Origin of the sequence: Muribaculum intestinale (assembly GCF_002201515.1) — a bacterium.
Classification (GTDB): Bacteria; Bacteroidota; Bacteroidia; order Bacteroidales; family Muribaculaceae; genus Muribaculum; species Muribaculum intestinale.
Genome location: NZ_CP021421.1, coordinates 1,861,883 through 1,880,273 on the forward strand (window position 1 = coordinate 1,861,883; position 18,391 = coordinate 1,880,273).

Annotated in this window: 17 protein-coding genes; 3 read left to right on the top strand and 14 right to left on the bottom strand. The window is 49.5% G+C overall.

Annotated elements, in window-relative coordinates; genetic code table 11:
* Positions 1–8: 8 nt before the first annotated feature.
* From ADH68_RS07540 to rpsF, 12 genes are all read right to left on the bottom strand, one after another.
* Entirely contained in the window at positions 9–1,151 is a 1,143-nt protein-coding gene (locus ADH68_RS07540) for a clostripain-related cysteine peptidase (protein WP_068961333.1), read from the bottom strand.
* A gap of 108 nt (positions 1,152–1,259) precedes the next feature.
* Positions 1,260–2,684: a CCA tRNA nucleotidyltransferase gene (locus tag ADH68_RS07545; RefSeq protein WP_068961332.1), complete on the bottom strand. Its 1,425-nt coding sequence runs from the start codon at positions 2,682–2,684 to the stop codon at positions 1,260–1,262.
* A gap of 41 nt (positions 2,685–2,725) precedes the next feature.
* Positions 2,726–3,907, bottom strand: a complete 1,182-nt coding sequence (locus ADH68_RS07550) for a M24 family metallopeptidase (RefSeq protein WP_068961331.1) — start codon at positions 3,905–3,907, stop codon at positions 2,726–2,728.
* Between the two features lie 31 nt (positions 3,908–3,938).
* Entirely contained in the window at positions 3,939–4,406 is a 468-nt protein-coding gene (locus tag ADH68_RS07555) for a gliding motility lipoprotein GldH (protein ID WP_068961330.1), read from the bottom strand.
* A gap of 52 nt (positions 4,407–4,458) precedes the next feature.
* A complete protein-coding gene (locus tag ADH68_RS07560; protein ID WP_084274231.1) occupies positions 4,459–5,808 on the bottom strand; it encodes a PSP1 domain-containing protein in 1,350 nt (449 codons plus the stop codon).
* A gap of 125 nt (positions 5,809–5,933) precedes the next feature.
* Complete coding sequence (rny, locus tag ADH68_RS07565) at positions 5,934–7,478, bottom strand: ribonuclease Y (RefSeq protein ID WP_088294797.1); 1,545 nt, start codon at positions 7,476–7,478, stop codon at positions 5,934–5,936.
* A gap of 285 nt (positions 7,479–7,763) precedes the next feature.
* Positions 7,764–8,060, bottom strand: a complete 297-nt coding sequence (gene zapA / locus ADH68_RS07570) for a cell division protein ZapA (protein WP_068961328.1) — start codon at positions 8,058–8,060, stop codon at positions 7,764–7,766.
* Positions 8,061–8,064: 4 nt separating this feature from the next.
* A complete protein-coding gene (locus ADH68_RS07575; RefSeq protein WP_068961327.1) occupies positions 8,065–8,358 on the bottom strand; it encodes a DUF3450 domain-containing protein in 294 nt (97 codons plus the stop codon).
* Between the two features lie 119 nt (positions 8,359–8,477).
* On the bottom strand, positions 8,478–9,890 hold the full coding sequence (gene cls, locus ADH68_RS07580) for a cardiolipin synthase (RefSeq protein WP_068961326.1): 1,413 nt from the start codon (positions 9,888–9,890) through the stop codon (positions 8,478–8,480).
* Positions 9,891–10,039: 149 nt separating this feature from the next.
* Positions 10,040–10,498 (bottom strand): 50S ribosomal protein L9, encoded by a 459-nt coding sequence (rplI, locus tag ADH68_RS07585; RefSeq protein WP_068961325.1) that lies wholly within the window; start codon positions 10,496–10,498, stop codon positions 10,040–10,042.
* 26 nt (positions 10,499–10,524) lie between these two features.
* A complete protein-coding gene (rpsR, locus tag ADH68_RS07590) occupies positions 10,525–10,794 on the bottom strand; it encodes a 30S ribosomal protein S18 (RefSeq protein ID WP_068961324.1) in 270 nt (89 codons plus the stop codon).
* Between the two features lie 3 nt (positions 10,795–10,797).
* Positions 10,798–11,169, bottom strand: coding sequence for a 30S ribosomal protein S6 (gene rpsF / locus ADH68_RS07595; protein WP_068961323.1), 372 nt, complete (start codon positions 11,167–11,169; stop codon positions 10,798–10,800).
* A gap of 376 nt (positions 11,170–11,545) precedes the next feature.
* On the opposite strand from rpsF, the gene ADH68_RS07600 reads away from it, so the two are divergent.
* The gene (locus tag ADH68_RS07600; RefSeq protein WP_068961322.1) at positions 11,546–12,256 is read left to right on the top strand and encodes a hypothetical protein; all 711 of its coding nucleotides are present in this window, start codon (positions 11,546–11,548) and stop codon (positions 12,254–12,256) included.
* A 271-nt stretch (positions 12,257–12,527) separates the two neighbouring features.
* On the opposite strand, the gene ADH68_RS07605 is transcribed toward ADH68_RS07600, so the two are convergent.
* Positions 12,528–14,423, bottom strand: coding sequence for a BACON domain-containing protein (locus ADH68_RS07605; RefSeq protein WP_068961321.1), 1,896 nt, complete (start codon positions 14,421–14,423; stop codon positions 12,528–12,530).
* A gap of 8 nt (positions 14,424–14,431) precedes the next feature.
* The gene (locus tag ADH68_RS07610; protein ID WP_068961320.1) at positions 14,432–16,417 is read right to left on the bottom strand and encodes a BACON domain-containing protein; all 1,986 of its coding nucleotides are present in this window, start codon (positions 16,415–16,417) and stop codon (positions 14,432–14,434) included.
* 183 nt (positions 16,418–16,600) lie between these two features.
* Here ADH68_RS07610 and bioB point away from each other — a divergent pair, with 183 nt between their 5' ends.
* On the top strand, positions 16,601–17,584 hold the full coding sequence (bioB, locus tag ADH68_RS07615) for a biotin synthase BioB (protein WP_084274089.1): 984 nt from the start codon (positions 16,601–16,603) through the stop codon (positions 17,582–17,584).
* A gap of 42 nt (positions 17,585–17,626) precedes the next feature.
* Entirely contained in the window at positions 17,627–18,361 is a 735-nt protein-coding gene (locus ADH68_RS07620) for a PASTA domain-containing protein (RefSeq protein ID WP_068961319.1), read from the top strand.
* The last annotated feature ends 30 nt before the right edge of the window (positions 18,362–18,391 follow it).

The window sequence follows — 18,391 nt, forward strand, 5'->3', positions numbered from 1 at the left end:
ATGAAGCGTTATTGAAAATATGGTTCTACGACGTCGTGATACCACTTCAGGTCGTCATAATGATATTTGGTCTGTAGGTTGGAGCTGCCCGGTATGAATGCCGAAACTCCACAGATATCATCAAGAGGATAACGCTGCCAGATTTTTTCTGTTGCACGGCATATTGGTATGAACTGTTGCAGTTCCATGCGAAGGCGGCCAATAGCAGGCTCGTCATCGCTGATTGATGACATATAGGCGTCGAGATCATAGAAGTAGCTGTCCCAGCTCATGAATCCATACTGCTGTATTGAATATGTATCGTTCGGGACGTGTGTATTGTCGGCATATATGGATTTTACTGCTTCGCTCACAGCCTCAATCCGCGACATATCATAGAGTGAAATCGCTATGCCGCAGTGGTCGCCATCGCGCTGCTGGGCGGCCACTACTTCGTGGGTATTGGCTACAATTTTGTGGAAGTCGATATCTTCGGCAAAGAATTCCGGGATATTGCGCTCGTAGTCCATTCCGGCGTATGGAGTCTCTGTCGGACTGGCAATGATGTAGTCGGCTACGTCGCGGAGTTCATACAGAGTCTCTATATTGCCCATGAAGCAGCAGTCCATGTAGATGAACCGGAACTGATGGTTACCAAGAGCATCGGCAAGGTCGGGAATTGACATCTCGCGATCCTGTCCGCTGAATCCGATATCCTGTCCCCAAGAGCGAGAGGGTGCTATCCAACCCGAAGCATGACTCCATAGGAGCAGGCCGTATTCTTCCGCCGGTGCGATGTGATGGATATCGGCAATCACCATTTTCATAACGTCGGGGGCGACACTATTGATATCTGACGGATATGTTTTGAGGACATTGACAGTGTTTTTCGTTATTTCCACCAATTGTGCCTCTACCTTGGGATAAGATATCTTGCGGAATACAATAAGTCGACCTCCGTTGGCAAGAGCTCCGTTATTGGCCGCACTTACCATTGCGTTGAAATTTTGTGTATGAGGAAGTGACGGGCTGTTGTTGGCAGCCATGTATACAAGGACTGTGCGCGATACCATGGCGGGTTCACGAGCATCAATATCGTCAGAGTCCTCACATGAGGAAAATACGATAAATGATGTGAGTATCAGCAGTATGTATTGTAGCTTGTGCTTCATTTCCGCAGTATTCTTTTGAAAAAACAAATTTACGAAAAATAGCGTTTAAAATTTCTCAAAAAAATATAATGATGGCGGATATTGAGGTTTGCAGGAGCCGGCTACTGCTTAGAGGGTGTCACTGACCGGAGAGAGCCCGAGCCGCCGTGCTTCGTCATGCATAAGCTCCAGTGCTGCTGCACGTTCGTTTGGAATCACTCCGTCAAGTATGGCATTTTTAATGGCCTCTTTGATGGTGCCGACTTCGCGGCATGGGCGCAGGCCGAAAATTTCCATGATTTCCTCGCCGGAAACAGGAGGCTGAAAGCACCGTATACGGTCACGCTCCTCGAGTTCGGTCATTTTACGGCGCACAAGAGCGAAATTGTCGAGGAAGCGCTTTACTTTCGCTTCATTTTTCGACGTTATATCAGCCTCGCAGAGTGTCATCAGATCATCGATATCATCGGCTGCATCAAAAATCATACGGCGTACGGCAGAATCAGTAACCACATCTTCGACCAGAGCTATCGGACGCATGTGGAGTTCGACCATTTTCTGCACATATTTCATTTTCTCATTCATAGGGAGGCGCATATCGCGGAATATACGCGGTATCATTCTTGCACCTATGAAATTGTGGTTGTGAAATGTCCATCCGAGTTTTGCATCCCAGCGTTTAGTCACCGGTTTGGCTATGTCGTGGAACAAAGCCGCCCATCGCAGCCACACATTCTTTGATTTGCGTGCTACATTATCGACAACCTGAAGTGTATGATAGAAATTGTCTTTGTGTCCTCGTCCATTTACAGTCTCAACACCCCTCATGGCGTCGAGCTCGGGAAGGATATGTATGAGCAGCCCGCATTTTGCCAGGAGTTCCCATCCGATTGAAGGCATTGGTGATGCCATAATCTTCATCAGTTCATCTGCAATACGCTCTCGGGATATGATACCGATGCGGTCGGCATTGCGTGCGATGGCATCGAATGTCTCAGGCACAATAGAGAATCCCAGCTGGGTGGCAAAGCGTATAGCACGCATCATGCGCAATGGGTCGTCGGAGAATGTAACGTCAGGATCCAAAGGGGTGCGTATGAGCTGGTCGTCGAGATCAGCAAGTCCGTCGAACGGATCAATCAACTCGCCGAACTCAGCGGCATTCACACATATGGCCATTGCGTTTATGGTAAAATCCCTGCGCGACAGGTCATCGTCGAGTGTCCCGTCCTCGACAATCGGTTTCCGGCTGTCGCGGGAGTAGGATTCCCGACGGGCTCCGACGAATTCAAGTTCGAGGTCGTGGCGCTTTACCTGTGCTGTGCCGAAGTTGCGGAACACATGGGCCTGACACCCTTTGCCGAGAGTTGCGGCTACAGCCTCGGCCACTTCGATGCCGCTGCCTACCGTAACGAAGTCGATATCCTTGGAATGTCGGTGCAGGAATATGTCGCGTACATATCCACCAACCACATAACATGGCCGGGACAAGGAGTCGGCTACATTGCCGACGTGGTGAAATACAGGCTGATTAATCTTATCGGCGAGATTCATTCACTAATTGCTTGTTGTTAATGCTTGGTTTGCAAATATGATTATTCGAGGCTGATGATATCTTCAGGGGAGTCGGTGATGCGTTCAAGTCCGCCGGATGTCACAATGTATGTATTCTCGATACCTACCGCTCCAACTCCGGGCACAACGAACTTCGGTTCGAGGGCGAGCACATTATTCTCTTGCAATATGTCGCGACTCCTTGGTGCGATTACCGGCAATTCATTAATCTCAATGCCAACTCCATGACCTATGAATCCGGCTTTCTGGGTGTATCCCATGAAATGCCTTTCAAGGCCGGCTGCTTTTACTGTTTCGATTGCTTTCTCATACATGTCGGAAGCCTTTGTGCCAGGACGGCCCATCTTCTCCAGCTCTCGGCATATGTCTATTGAACACCGGTGGGCTCGGGTGGCTTCCTCCGATATATTTCCGTAGGAGAATACTCGTGTCATGTCGGTCATATATCCTGTAAAGTTGCCATTTGCATCTACCATCACCGACATTCCCGGTTTTATTATAGAGCCGTCGGCGCCGACAGGGAGAGACGGGTCGAGTCCGGCTCCGCCCATGGCGAAATCATAGGGGGTAGGGTTGTCGGCATTGTCGCCGGCAAGCACATTGGCCATGAACAGTTCCATAGAGTCGCCCGATATACGGAACTGGCCGAGGCATCCTTCCAGGCGTGATATGCGCTCAATCTCAATCTGAAGCTCAATATCGGTCATGCCCGGACGGAAAATGTGAGGTATGCGGCTGTACACTCTGGCGTGTTTGATTCCGGATTGCCTTAGCATTTTTAGCTCAAGGTCGGTCTTTACAGCACGAGCCTCGCGCATAATCTTCGAGGCATCGGCGATGGCGCATTCCGGGAAAACAGCTTTGAGACGTTCGATTGTGAGGTATGATGTTACGGCGAGTTCAAGCCCGAGAGTGCCTGGCAAAGTGTATCCGCGTGAGGACAGTTCCGCAGGAATCAGCTCCGGTTTGTGTATATAGCATACGTTGTCGCCTTTAAGCCCTTCGGGTCGGCGCACAAAATATATGGGATTGCCCTTGGCCGGAATATAGACCCATCCGCTGATGACACGTCCGAGGGTATAATATATGTTGGTGTTGTCGGTAATAAGTATAGCATCGATGCCATGGGCGACAATCATCGACTGTATCTTCGATATTCGGCGGCTGATTTCTTCAACCGGCGTGAGTGCATATAGTTCCATAGGAAATTGGGGATGAGGTGGGTTATTCTATTTAAGGAACGAGCATTATGCCTAAATGTTCGATGTCGGTAATGGTGTCGGTGCGCATTATGTGCCGCACGGTTATAGAGTCGCCCCGCAGCAGGCGCACAGCGTTGGGAAGAGTGTCGGAGAACTGATATGATGCTCCGAATCCCTGGCCTTTCCAACGGCCGTATAGGTCGGCAAGCACGCAGTTTACGGTGTCGCGTACCGTAGTACCGTCGTTGCCGGTGCGGGTCAGTTCGAGCCAGATATTGGAATATGGGTATCCGTTGTTGTGTCTCAGCGATACTACAAGGTGTCCGTCGGCTATAGAGTCGGTCATGTTTGTTGTCGGGAAGCCGATGGTGTCGCCATATGCCCATCCGTCGGCCGACAGTTGTCTGAATTCGCAGTATGTCACATCATTGCCGCCACAAGCCCACATAATGAGCATTGTGGCGGCAATGGCAATGAGGTTACATGTGTGTCGTCGCATGATTAATTATAGCTTTTTGACGATTGCCGGCAGTATCTGTGTGACCGATTCATCACTCAGGCTTCTGCTGGGGCTGCTGTTTTGGCTGTTTTGGCTGACGAGGCTGCTGGCGCTGTTTGTTGGGTTGTTGGCGTCGGTCGTTGCCTTTGTCGCCACGTGAGGGCTTTTGAGTTGCATCCTGAGGCTGTTGTGGCTTAGGCTGCTGGCCTTTATCCTTGGGTTGAGAATTTCCGCCTTTGCGGTCATTGGCTTTAGGCGGACGCTGTTGCCCATCCTTTGGTCTGGGCTGCTGATTTCCGTCTTTTGGCTGTTGCGGTTTCTTCTTTTTCTTCTTTTTGGTCTTGTCAAATCGGGTGAGACTGTCCTGCCCTACGAGGTCAATGAAATCCTTCTTAGGCTGTGGCTTTTCAGAGCCTTCCGGAATCAGAGACAACGGCTTTTCGCCGGCTTTGTTGAGCGCAATCACCTCGAATGCCCGTTTTGCCGGGATTGTAACGAGGTTGGCTGCCATCTGTCTGTCGGTAGAGTATGTAATCTCGCGCTTGAATATGTCGGTCTTGAAGTGGAAGTATGTGTTATCGGCTGTTTCCAGACGGATGTCTTTGGATGGCATCTGTCTTACGCTTTCTACATAGGCATCGACCTCGAAGTTGAGACAGCATTTCAGCTTTGCACACTGGCCCGCCAGCTTCTGGGGGTTGAGCGAGATGTCCTGGAATCGGGCGGCGCTTGTAGCTACGCTTACGAAGTTGGTCATCCAGGTGGAACAGCACAGGGGACGTCCGCATGGGCCGATTCCACCGATGCGGCCGGCTTCCTGACGAGCTCCTATCTGTTTCATCTCGATGCGTACTCTGAATGTCTCGGCGAGAACCTTGATGAGTTTGCGGAAATCGACACGTTCGTCGGCAATATAGTAGAATATGGCCTTGTTTCCGTCGCCCTGATATTCGACATCGCCGATTTTCATGTTGAGATTGAGATCTTCGGCTATCTTTCGGGCTTTTATCATCGTGTCGTTTTCGCGGGCTTTTGCCTCTTCGTATTTTTCAATATCGGACGGCTTTGCCTTTCGGAATATGCGCTTTATCTCTGCGTCACGCTTCAGTCCGGCTTTTTTCATCTGTAAGGCTACAAGGCGTCCGGTGAGAGTGATTTCGCCGATGTCATGTCCCGGAGAGGCCTCTACGGCCACAAGGTCGCCCTTTGCGATGTCAAGTCCAGTGGTATTGCGGTAATATCCTTTGCGGGTATTTTTGAACTGTACCTCAACGATGTCGAAGTCAGCATATCCTCCGGGGATATCATCAAGCCAGTTGTGGCAGTGAAGTTTTCCTCGCGGCGCTTTCCTGCAAGAGTCGCATCGGCGCGGTGCCGGTGTATGTGCAGACACCGGATGCATCTCTTCGGCTGTAACCTCAGATTGCTCCTTTGTCGCAGCCGCAGACTCTCTGTCGCTATTTGCGACAGGAGTCTTGATGGAATCTTCCTGCGGTGTTGCGGGTATGTTTTCGTTATCGGTGTTCATTACTTTGCAAAACTTACCGAACGGGTTTCACGGATTACGGTAATCTTGACCTGTCCGGGATATGTCATTCCGGTCTGGATGCGCTTGGCGATTTCGGCGGAGAGTTTTTCGGTCTCGGCATCGTCAATCTTGTCGGCGCCGACAATCACGCGGAGTTCGCGGCCGGCCTGAATGGCGTAGGTCTTTATTACTCCGGGATATGAAAGAGCGAGCTGTTCGAGGTCGTTGAGGCGTTTGATGTATGCCTCTACAATCTCGCGGCGTGCTCCCGGACGTGCTCCGGATATAGCGTCGCATACCTGTACGATAGGAGCGAGCAGAGACTGTTGCTCGATTTCATCGTGGTGAGCTCCGATGGCGTTGCATATCTCGGGCTTTTCCTTATATTTTTCGGCAAGTTTCATGCCAAGGAGTGCATGGGGCAGTTCTGGCTCTTCGTCGGGTACTTTGCCTATATCGTGTAGCAGACCGGCGCGACGTGCTTTCTTCGGGTTGAGTCCGAGTTCCGAGGCCATGATGGCACAAAGATTGGCTGTCTCGCGCGAATGCTGCAGGAGGTTCTGTCCGTAGCTTGAACGGTATTTCATCTTTCCGACAAGACGGATAAGGTCGGGATGGAGACCATGGATACCGAGGTCGATGGCGGTGCGTTTTCCGGTCTCGATTATCTCTTCTTCAATCTGGTGGCGCACTTTTGACACGACTTCTTCGATGCGTGCGGGGTGTATACGTCCGTCAGCTACAAGCTGGTGGAGTGCCAGACGGGCTATTTCGCGGCGCACTGGATCGAATCCGGAGAGTACTATGGCCTCAGGAGTGTCGTCGACGATGATTTCTATGCCGGTGGCGGCTTCAAGAGCCCGGATGTTGCGTCCTTCGCGACCGATGATGCGTCCTTTTATTTCGTCGGAATCAATATGGAATACTGTGACAGAGTTCTCGATGGCCGTCTCTGTGGCTACACGTTGTATTGACTGTACTACTATACGCTTGGCCTCTTTGTTGGCGGTGAGCTTGGCCTCGTCCATTATATCGTTGATATAGCTTTGGGCTGCTGTCTTGGCTTCGTCGCGCAAGGAGTCAATCAGTTTTTCCTTTGCTTCTTCGGCCGATAGACCTGATATGTGTTCGAGAGTGTCCTGAGCGGTACGTGTGAGTTTGTCGAGTTCTACGCGCTGGCTTTCGAGCACTGCGGCCTGGGCGTCGAGGTTGGCTTTGAATGTCTCGTTTTCGTTGCGCTTGCGTGCGATGTCGCCCTGCTGCTGGTTGAGCTGTATCTCGCGCTGTTTCAGTCGCGCCTCATTCTGCTGCACTTTTGCCATGCGCTGGTTGGCGGCCTTGTCGGCTTCGGCTTTTATGTGGAGTTCTTCTTCGCGAGCTTTGAGCAGTTTTTCCTGCATCAGCATGTCGGCTTCTTTTTGGGCTTCCTCTATAATGGTTTTCGCTTTGCTTTTAGCTGAGGAACGCTGTATTGCGGTCATTACTGCAATTCCGATTATGAATGCGCCTATTCCGCATACGAGCCCTAATACGAGTGGGGTCATGATATGGTTAAGTGTTAGATAAATAATTAATTATAAAAATACAGCAAGCACCATCGCAGACAATGCCGTGCGGACTTTTCCATAATCGGACTGTCTCCGCAGGGTAGTGTATAGCGTGGTGCTGGCATGTGGTCAACTCTCTCGTGGGTTGGCCGGGAAATGTGATGAGCCTTTCCATGATGAGGCTCGGGTTGGACGGTTTGCCGGATTGCGTATGAGTCGTTGTCCCCGGGCCTTTATCTGGCGGTGCATATCGGAGATATGATTCTATGGCCGATAGGCTGATTATTTGATGTCGAGGAGTATTTTGTCGAGGGTTTCCTCAAATGAGGCGAGGTGGCGCTCCACCTCCTCGTTTTTGCGATACTCCTGTATGTAAAGTCGGGCAAAGTAGATTGCTGTCATTGCCAGCACGTCGGAGTCAGACTGGTCGGCGGCTTTTTCGTCCATCCATTTTGCCCATACGTGGTTGACAAAGTATTCGGCTTGTCTTACCTCTTCTTCTTCTTCGCCGAGCGACACAGCCATACGCAGGGGGCGCTGGTTGGCCACTTTTATGGTAATATTCAGTTTATCTTTCATTGCATCAGTCGGATAAGTCGGAGATGCACTTATCGATTTCCCGCACCAATCTGGAAATTACAGCGCGGCTACGTTCGACATCGGATCGCGAAGGTATAGCCGTTGTCACTACCGTGAGGTAGTCAATCTGTCGTGTGAGAGTCTCGACCTGTTGGCGCAAATCTGTGACAGTCGACTGTAGTTCCGCGATACGAGCGTCGGCAGCCCTCTTTTCGCCGAGCAGTGCGTTGTAACGGTCGGTAAGCCCCAGTGTCTTACGTGATACGCGTTCAAGCCTCTCTTGCAAATCGGTTGCCATTTAATCCAAATTTCCACAAATTTACAATAAAAATTCCGATATGCAACATTCTGTCGGGAAAAAGCGCGCTTGTGGATATGAAAAAATGGAAAAATGGAAAAATGTGTGTCGTTTGACGGTCACAGTATGGGACTCAGAAGCCTTACCATGGATTCTTTGGCTTTCTGGGCTCTTGGACGTTTCTGCCAGGTGCCCGGATGTACGCGTTCTGACATGGCAATGTCTTCGAAGAATATGTGTGTCATTTCCGCATTGATTTCCCTGGAATATATCATAACATTGCTTTCGAAGTTGTGTTCGAAGCTGCGGAAGTCGAAGTTGGCCGAGCCGACAGATATGAATTCGTCGTCGACGATTACAGTCTTGGCATGCAGCATGCCGGCATTATAGAGATATACTTTCACTCCCGAGCGCAGGCACTCCTGCACGTATGAGAATGACGCGTAGGTCAGTATCGTCGAATCGCTTCGGGCGGGTATCATGATGCGCACATCGACTTTGGCGAGGGCTGCGGCCTGAAGTGCGCGCAACAGTGAGTCGGTCGGCAGAAAATAGGGGGTCTGGATATACACCCTGCGTCGTGCGTTGGCTATGGCTTTGTGAAACAACATGGCGATGTTGCTCCAGTGGCTTGTCGGCCCGGAAGTAATCAGCTGTATGCCGGCTCCAGGATGGTGTTCCTGTCGGGTAGAGGGTGTGTCAAGTATGAGCGGCTGGCCCATGAACGACCAGTCGACCGCCACGGCATATTGAAGGGCTCCGACGGCGGGGCCTTCGACACGCAGGTGTGTGTCGCGCCATATGCCGGATCCGGTCCCGTCGATATATCGGTCGGCGATATTCATTCCACCTACATATCCGATGCGACCGTCGATTACGGCGAGTTTCCGGTGGTTGCGCCAGTTGACGCGTGTCGCGAAATGTGGGAATGTGACTCTGAAGAAAGGGTGTACCTCTATGCCGGCTTCCTGCATCTGTCGGAAGAAGCGGTTGGGTGTGTGGAGCGAGCCGATATGGTCGTATATAAGTCGTACTTTCACTCCCTCCCGGGCTTTGCGCATCAATGCGTCGGCAACGGCTGTGCCGATGGTGTCGTCTTTGATTATATAGTACTCCATCAGCACATAGCTGTGTGCGGCATCGATGTCAGCAAGCAGAGCATCGAATTTGGTGCGTCCGTCGGTGAAGATATCTATCTTGTTGCCGGGGTAGTATATCGCTCCCTGGAGTGTCTGGGCCATGCGTATCTGCTGATGGCTTTCGGGTGTGAGAGGGAGCGACTGTATGTCGACGGGAGGGTATGACTCCTGTCGGCGCAGACGCCGTCGGTTGCGGCGTGTAATCATGCGTGTGTTCTTCAGCGAGCGTCCGAAGAAAATGTATAGCACCACTCCGAATACGGGCACCATTAGCAGCACCGTAATCCATGCGAGAGATTTTACTGGATTGCGGTTCTCGGATAGTACAACAGCTACAAGGCTGACAATTGTACCGGCATATGCTGCAATGAGGACGATGTAGTACCAGGCCATCCTTGGAATCGGTATTGCGGTGTTTTTTTTGTTTGACGGCCCCAAGATAGCGAATTTTATGGAGAGGTAATTGCTCGAAAGTGTTAAAAAATGCATAAAGGCCATAGCATCGGTGCTATGGCCTTTATATTATATTGCGTATGATTCCGTTATGCTTCTGCTGTTTCGGCAACAACTTCGAAAGGAATCTCTACACTTACTTCCTTGTGGAGTTTTACGGTGCAGGTGTACTTTCCGAGGGTCTTCACGGCGTCTTTTACAACGATAATCTTGCGGTCAACGTTGTGGCCGAGCTTAGCGAGGGCTTCGGCAATCTGAAGAGCGCCTACAGAGCCGTAGATGGTGTCGTTGGCACCGGTCTTGGCTGCGATGGTGAGGAGTTCTACGCCCTGAAGAGCAGCGGCTGCAGCTTCGGCGTCGGCCTTGATCTGGGCGATCTTGTGAGCGCGCTGGCGCTGGTTCTCGGCGAGAACCTTGAGGGCGCTCTCAGTGGCGATGACAGCCTTTCCCTGAGGGATGAGGTAATTGCGGCCGTAGCCGTTCTTTACTTCTACGACATCATCCTTGTATCCAAGGTTAGCGATGTCTTCTTTTAATATGATTTTCATATGTGATATTGCTACTTGGGTGAGGATTATTTCATCAGGTCGGTAACGTAGGGAAGCAGAGCCAGATGACGGGCACGCTTTACGGCCTGGGCTACGCGGCGCTGGAACTTGAGTGAAGTACCTGTGATGCGGCGGGGGAGAAGTTTGCCCTGCTCGTTGAGGAACTTCTTGAGGAATTCGGGATCCTTGTAGTCAATATACTTGATGCCGCTGCGTTTGAAACGGCAATATTTTTTCTTCTTTACGTCTACCGACAGGGGAGTGAGGTAGCGGATTTCTGATTGTGCTTGTGCCATTGTTTAGTCCTCCTTTGCTTCTACGGTTTCTGTTGCGTTGGTCTTGGCGCTGCGGAGCGAGCGGCGCTTTGCTGCGTACTCAGCTGCGTACTTGTCGAGGCGGAATGTGAGCCAGCGGAGCATGCGCTCGTCGCGGCGGAACTGAGTCTCGAGCTTCTTGATGGTAGTGGGTTCGGCGTCGAACTCGATGAGGGTGTAGAAGCCGGTCGACTTCTTCTGGATGGGGTAGGCGAGTTTGCGCAGGCCCCAGTTCTCTTCGTTGACAATGGTACCGTTGGCGCTTGTGATCACGTCCTTTACCTTGTCTACCGCTTCCTTCATCTGAGCATCAGACAAAACGGGAGTTAAAATGAAAACGGTTTCGTAATGATTCATGATTGTGAATTATTAAATAATGTGTCGGAAAAACGACTGCAAAGGTATGGAAATTTCCGGATGTGACAAAACTTCCCATCTAAAACTTTTGGTAAATTTTTAATTAGGTGCATTTTAAGCGCTCGGCTCTTGCTGTATTAAACTTTCTCCTCGTGGTATTCACTACTGGCTGGGTATGATAGCTTACACGTTTATTTTGTATTTTGATTGTTATGTCGGAAATTCTGTGTATTTTTGTAATAGGTAACATGAAATATCTGATATGGTCGATATGGAATGACACAGATGTCATCAAGTCAAGTATGCATCAAGCTCCATCGTAGTCGTTACGGGCTCGACCAGTCTTCAGAAAACTTCCAATGAGAATAATTGAAATATGACTCAGGAACAGCAAGTTATAGATGTTTTGCGCGCTCAGGGAGGGTTCGCTACTTTGCGTCGGCTAAACGAAGTTATCGATTTTTCAACATGGAAAACTAAAACTCCCGAAGCCAGCGTAAGAAGGATTGTCCAGAATAGTGATGCCATTTTTCGAATTCAACCGGGATTATGGGCGCTTGAGGAATCGAGAGAGGAGGTTCTTGGTAAATTCAAGATTAAGAATGGTAGCCCTAAAAGTGTTGAGATGTTTAATCATGCTTATTATCAAGGTCTTTTAGTGGAAATTGGGCGTTGTAGAAATTCTTCAACATATGTACCTCCACAAGATCAACACCGATTGTTTTTAGATAAGAAGTTAGGTGATTTAATCGATTATAAGACTATTCCGCAATTCACATTTGAGACTTTATTACGTAAGGCTAGGACTGTGGATGTAATATGGTTTAATGAAAGAAATATGCCTACTCATTTCTATGAGATTGAGCATACGACAGATATAAAGAATTCCTTGTCAAAATTCTACGAACTTCAAGATTTCTTTTCATCATTTCACATAGTGGCTAACAGTTATAGGGAAAATGAATTTAATGATAAAATCAATGCATCTATATTTTCTCCGATAAAATCTCGGGTTGTATTTATTACCTATGACAAGGTGGCGTCTTTACATTCGAATCTTTCTCAACAAAAGTTGTTGATATGGTAAACTATGTGTGAATTGAATTTATAGAATATATAATCGAAGGATATAGTTTCAATCCAGACATTAATGTCGATTTGGAGAGTTGTCAAGTATTAGAGTATTGAACTGCACCCCAAAAGTTTTGTGTCTAACTTTTGGGGTGCAGTTCAATTTGACAGAGGCATTTTTATGGCTTGGCTTTAACTTTTGTTATTAAACATTCTCTAAGAAACTCTTTTTTATCATGCTTTTACAATCGTCTTATAAATTGTTGTGATGAAACATAAGACGGCTTTTATCTGAACTTGACATTGGAGGTGTCCCATATTCCAGAATTGGAGCCTGTGATATTGCCGGCAGCATAAATGAAATAGTTGTCGGCCGTGATTTCCACTGGATTTTGCGGATTGATACCATTTTCGCTGCCGGTGTAAGAGTGTGCGAAGCGTCCTGATACGTTGGCAGAAATGACAGTAGGCTTGTCGGCACATTGCAACTGTCCGCATATGAGTCCGGCGATACTTCCTGAGTTGGCAATGACACATCCGGTGTTGCTTACATCATTCAGAGTGAGATTTCTGACAAGACCGAGTATGCCTCCTGTCTGAGTCTTTGCATCGGCGTCGCAGACTACAGTGCCAGAGTTAGTGCAACTCTCGATAAGACACTTGTTGGAAGCCTTGGTGTTAGAGGAAAAGCCGAGAATGCCGCCGACGCGCAATCCCGCGCTCCATCCTGCTTTGGCGGCTTCTGCTGCTCCGGCATGTACGATGCCTGAATTCTCACAGTTGCGAAGTGTGAAGTTGCCCGATGTAGAGCCGAGAATTCCGGCCACACGGTTGGCCTCTGCATATATATAGCCCGAGTTCACACAGTTTTCTATTACGAGCGGTTGTGATGATGTAGCTCTGGAAAATCCGATTATTCCGGCTACTCCGGAGCCGAGAGAGTTGTCATACATATCAGACTTAACTTGTCGTATGATACCGGAGAAGCGGCAGTCGCTGATTGTCGAAGAGTATGCGTACCCTGCAATCCCCGCAATTGTACCCATTGCTTTCCGGGCTCCTTTATTGATGACTGACTCAAGCACTGTACCCTCAACGGTGACGTTGTAGATTGTCGATTGGAATGCCAGTCCGGCGATAAACCCGTAGGCTGATCTTGTACCCATGCCTTCGTTGACAATCTGCATGGTGCAGCTTGTGTCAATCACAAGGTTCTTCACGGTAGCTGATGACAGTACGCCGAACAGTCCGTAGCATTGCTCAGAATCAGTCGACATGGTGAGGTTGCGTATCGTGTGGCCGTTTCCGTTGAATATCCCGCAGAATGCATGACCGTCGTTGCCGAGTGTAGTGGCGCCGTTGGTGATTGTCGATCCGCGCAGATTGCCTGCCGGCGTCCATTGTCTGCCGGTCATGTCGATATCGGCAAGCAGTACAACCTCTTGGTCATCGTTGAGCCATGGTTCGAGTGTGCTTCCTGAATTGACGGCTGCCGCGAAGTCCATGAGTTGGTCGGGGGTTGATATTCCTTTATCTATTATGAAAGGGGCTTGAGTGAATTCCACGGTTGTTTCTCCCAGTTCGGCTGTGGAGAATATGATTTTTCCGCTTCGGGCCTCAGTATCCTTGTTCTCTGCAATCGTGAATGCCGGCATATGATATGGACCGTTGGGCATAAGTGATATCCATGACTGATCCGAGGTGTTTACGCTGTAGTCGAGATTTGTGTTAATGGTTATGGTAAGTGTACCGCCTGCTGAAGGGATGTAGGTCGCTGACACATTTTCGATATTGAATCGGAAAATGTCGATCGGCGTCTGTTCGATGGTGTAGACTATTTGCTCGGTGCCGGGGTATGATATTGTTATGTCGGCTGTGCGTGGAGTCATGTCGGCTGCGATGGGATATGGCCTGATATCAAAGCGCTCGAGGTTGTTTACAGGCGTGGATCGTGATATGATTCGGCTTATCCAGTCGGCATCGCACTTCACGTCGTACTCCACGTCGGAGTATATCAGTATTTCGAGCGTTCCACCCTCTCCGGTAAATCGGTTGCCGCCTGAGGCGATTGCTTCCATGGTTGCCGGGAGTGTATTGTCATCGATATTGTCGCTGCAAGAAGTTCCCAACAAGCCCGCCATTACAGACAATGCTGCGATAAGGAAATGTTTTCTTTTCATCATTAAAGGTATTAACGGGTAATCATGTAGTCGGACTCGTTCCCGAGTACAGTTTCTTCGGCAAATGCACGCAGGCGTGCTGCCACTGTCGGGTCGCAGCCACCGTCGGAAACATTTTTGTCAAATTTTTCTCCGAAAATCACAAGGTAGTTGACACATGATTTGAGATATGCGCCGTTGCGGTTGGGGTGTTTTGAGTCGGTATAGAACAGATCGGACATACCTGCGGCGACGGCCTTGTCGAATGCGACACCTATGGGAGATACCCAGTCGACATTATTATCGGCTTTCGCTATAGCCAGAGTGCCGTTGAGCAGGTGCTTTTCAAATTCCGACGATGAACCGAAGTTATTCCAGTTGCTTTTAGGGAAAGCCCATGTGTTTTCAAGGATGATTTTCGATGTCGGCGAGCCGTTGCGGAATCTGGCTGTGAGAGCCTTGCAGTCGGACAGTGTAGTTTCCTGCGGATTATTGGCATAGTCGGAATAGCGAGTCGACTGTTCCTGAAGGATTATGTAGTCGTAGCCGCTGCGGTCAGTTATGTCGCGCGAGAGTTCTAATTCCATATGGTTGCTTAGGTATTGTGATCCTTTCGCGTTAATCCTGATGTCGAGCTGGTGTCCCTGCGAACGGGCAATCTCTTTGAGCAGGAATGCCGAGGCAAAGTAATGGGTGAATGAGTTGCCGAGTATAGCCACTTTTTTTATATCCTTTCGGGCAATACCCGGATAGGCTGTTGCTGTGCAGAAATGGAACTCATGGGAGGGCAGATAGATTTCACCGCTGTTGGTTGGTGACAATTTTGCGTCGAGTCCGTTGCGTTCGCCTACTACTCGGCAACGTACTCTTACCATGCCGTCGATTAACGTATTGTCGAGTGTGAAACTCTGTGTGAATGATGTGTGTTGATATGAACTGAAATGTTTTGTGTAAAATGAATATTTTACGCCGTCGTCATTTGTCGACAATGTGCTTTGATCCGGGCATCTCCATTGGCCTCCATCATAAATCTCGCAGATCCAATATTTGGGGGCACTGTTGTTGGCTGACGATATTGTAAGCATGAAATCGACCGATGTGCCTGCCTCAAGTTTGCCTGATGGTATGGAGAACAGCAGGTAATCGCCGGTATAAAGTCCCGACACTGCAATGGAGTTTTTGTATGCGGTGGAGATTGAACGGTTTAACTTTAGATTGTTGACACCTACCGCCGATACAAAAGACCGTTGTGAGCCGGTGTCGTAATTGGCTTCGGCTGCACCGGAGATTAACCATCCGCAGGATGCGGCTTCACTGTTGGTGTAATACCATCGCGAAGGGAATGCCGGTTGACAGTCATGACCGGCGTGTTTTACTTCGATTATGGATGTCTGTCCCGACTCTTTGCCGACAAACGAGATTAATGCCGAGCGGCCGGTTGGGTATGGTCCGTCGGGAGTTATCGATATTGTGAATTCCTTGCTGGCCGTCATGCCTCCCTCAGGCACTCCGGCTATCTGTAGCCATTCGGCGTCTGAGGTTGTCATGTCGATATCTTCATAAGGTGATACGGTTATGTCATGGTAGCGACATTCAGTAGCGGAGAAGAAGACTTCTTTATCCGATAGCCCGCAGCATCCGTCGCGCGTAGTTGCCGACTGTTGTACGTTTATCTTAAGATGGGAGGATGTGGTATATATGCATATCTCACCTTGTCGATTGTCTTTGCCGGAATTGGGTGAGACCTCCACCGACAGGCGGTAATGTCCGCTCTTGTGGTATCCGCCGGTTGGCGTCATAGTCATCCACGGGTCGGATGGTACTATGGATTTCCAGGTGTTTCCTTTGCCTTTTACTCCTAAATTTATTATGTATGTGCCACCGTCGGACGGTACTGATATGTCGGTAATATCGGCTGTGATTTCACCGATGGCATTTGCATCCCGTATGTCGTCGGACGAGCATGCGTATAAGCCGCCCGATATGAGCATCATGGCGAATAGAATGTTGCACTTCATGGTTGGAATATGATTTTATAGTGATTTTATTTCGTGATTATGTGATAAAGCAGGCAGCAGGTGCATTGTGCTTAAATTATTACACCGGTTGAATGTTGGATTTACTGTATTCTAAATGTGTTATGCAACATGTTTTATCGGAAATTTGTAAATTTGCCTAATGAAATTATTATACAGCATAATATGTCAGATTTTTTAGCTGCCCGACTATCGGAAGTGCTTGACAACGGCAATGGAATTACTGTAGATGAGGCTGTTGAACTAAACGACAGATACTCAGTCGATGAACTGGCGGATGCCGCCGACAAGGTGCGCCGCCGCTGGCATAATGATGAAATAGATACATGCTCTATAGTCAATGCCCGCTCCGGACGTTGTTCCGAAGATTGTAAATGGTGTGCCCAGTCGCGCCATCATCACACGGGAGTGTCTGAGTATGATATTATCCGGGAGGAGCAGGCTCTTGAAGCCGCGCGGATGAATACGCGCCATGGCATACGGCGATTTTCGCTTGTGACATCAGGCAGGAAGGTGGCGCCGGCGGATATTGACAGCTTCTGCCATATATATCGTAAAATAGGAAAGGAGACACCGCTGTATCTTTGCGCCTCGATGGGATTGCTGGGGCTTTACGAGCTTCGCCGCCTGAAAGAGGCGGGTGTAAAGCGCTACCACTGTAATCTTGAGACATCAGCGTCATATTTCCCCTCGCTATGCACCACCCACACACATGCTGACAAACTGCGCACAATCGCATTGGCCCGCAGTGTGGGTATGGAGGTGTGCTGTGGCGGGATAATAGGCATGGGAGAGACCATGCGTCAGCGTCTCGAACTTGCCGCCGAGGCCCGTGATGCCGGAGCCGTATCTATACCTATTAATATATTGAATCCGATTCCCGGCACTCCGCTGGAGTCGACACCTCTGATTTCCGAAGAAGAGATAGTGCGCACGGCTGCGTTGTTCCGCATGATTGCTCCGCGGTGCATACTGCGTTTTGCCGGTGGGCGAATGCGCCTCAGCCATGACACTATGCGGCGTATGCTGCTTGGTGGTGTAAACGGAGTGCTGATGGGCGACATGCTCACTACGGTAGGCAACACTGTGGAAGACGATAAGCGCCTTTTTGCTGAATCCGGCTATCGGGAATCGCCTTTGAAGGCGTGAATTACGGAATTTTAACTTTAAAATAAGGATTAAAGGGAGTTTTTGCGTAAATTTGCATCCAAATTCTCATCCCTGCGCAGGAAATTTCTCTGCGCACATACTCTCCAGGACGAAAATCCCCTCCAAGTGGAAGAAACACAGAAACCAAATACCCTGCGCCGGAGCATGAGCTTCATGAAGCGCCACCCGATATTGTTTAATTTCCTGCTGATAATGCTTGTCGGCTTCGGTGTCATATGGATGGCGCTGATTAGTCTTGATATATGGACCGATCATGGCTCGTATGAGGTAGTGCCGGATATGAAGGGCCTGTCGTACGACCAGGCCGTAAAGGCTCTTGAGAGTGTCGGGCTTAAGCCTGAACTTTCCGACTCGATATATGATATGACTACCGCACCGGGCACTGTGCTTGAGCAGTCGCCAAGAGCGCGTACGAAAGTGAAGCCTCATCGCACGGTTTATCTCACCGTTACCGCTTTCTCGCCCAAGATGATATCATTGCCGGCTGTGACAGATATGTCGCTACGTCAGGCGCGTTCCACTCTTGAGGGTGCCGGAATCCGCAATATACGCGAGGTATTGGTGCCGAGCGAGTACAAGGATCTGGTGCTTGGCGTGAAATTCAACGGTGTGTCTGTACAGCCTGGCGCGAGAGTCCCGACCTCTGCCACAATTACTATCGAAGTCGGAGAGGGACTCAGTCTTGATGTAGACAGTGTTGACACACTTGAGGCTATAGAGAGTGACCGTGAAGCGTCTGTGCTGAATCTCGAATAGGTGTTCCCCGAAGATGTGTTATGATATTGC

Bases quoted from the DNA above. Each gene is read 5' to 3' on its own strand.
- ADH68_RS07555 (WP_068961330.1), bottom strand. From the start codon at position 4,406: ATGCGACGACACACATGTAACCTCATTGCCATTGCCGCCACAATGCTC.
- rpsF (WP_068961323.1), bottom strand. From the start codon at position 11,169: ATGAATCATTACGAAACCGTTTTCATTTTAACTCCCGTTTTGTCTGAT.
- ADH68_RS07550 (WP_068961331.1), bottom strand. From the start codon at position 3,907: ATGGAACTATATGCACTCACGCCGGTTGAAGAAATCAGCCGCCGAATA.
- rpsR (WP_068961324.1), bottom strand. From the start codon at position 10,794: ATGGCACAAGCACAATCAGAAATCCGCTACCTCACTCCCCTGTCGGTA.
- cls (WP_068961326.1), bottom strand. From the start codon at position 9,890: ATGGCCTGGTACTACATCGTCCTCATTGCAGCATATGCCGGTACAATT.
- ADH68_RS07610 (WP_068961320.1), bottom strand. From the start codon at position 16,417: ATGAAGTGCAACATTCTATTCGCCATGATGCTCATATCGGGCGGCTTA.
- ADH68_RS07575 (WP_068961327.1), bottom strand. From the start codon at position 8,358: ATGGCAACCGATTTGCAAGAGAGGCTTGAACGCGTATCACGTAAGACA.
- rny (WP_088294797.1), bottom strand. From the start codon at position 7,478: ATGACCCCACTCGTATTAGGGCTCGTATGCGGAATAGGCGCATTCATA.
- ADH68_RS07605 (WP_068961321.1), bottom strand. From the start codon at position 14,423: ATGATGAAAAGAAAACATTTCCTTATCGCAGCATTGTCTGTAATGGCG.
- ADH68_RS07540 (WP_068961333.1), bottom strand. From the start codon at position 1,151: ATGAAGCACAAGCTACAATACATACTGCTGATACTCACATCATTTATC.
- bioB (WP_084274089.1), top strand. From the start codon at position 16,601: ATGTCAGATTTTTTAGCTGCCCGACTATCGGAAGTGCTTGACAACGGC.
- rplI (WP_068961325.1), bottom strand. From the start codon at position 10,498: ATGAAAATCATATTAAAAGAAGACATCGCTAACCTTGGATACAAGGAT.
- ADH68_RS07600 (WP_068961322.1), top strand. From the start codon at position 11,546: ATGACTCAGGAACAGCAAGTTATAGATGTTTTGCGCGCTCAGGGAGGG.
- zapA (WP_068961328.1), bottom strand. From the start codon at position 8,060: ATGAAAGATAAACTGAATATTACCATAAAAGTGGCCAACCAGCGCCCC.
- ADH68_RS07560 (WP_084274231.1), bottom strand. From the start codon at position 5,808: ATGCATCCGGTGTCTGCACATACACCGGCACCGCGCCGATGCGACTCT.
- ADH68_RS07545 (WP_068961332.1), bottom strand. From the start codon at position 2,684: ATGAATCTCGCCGATAAGATTAATCAGCCTGTATTTCACCACGTCGGC.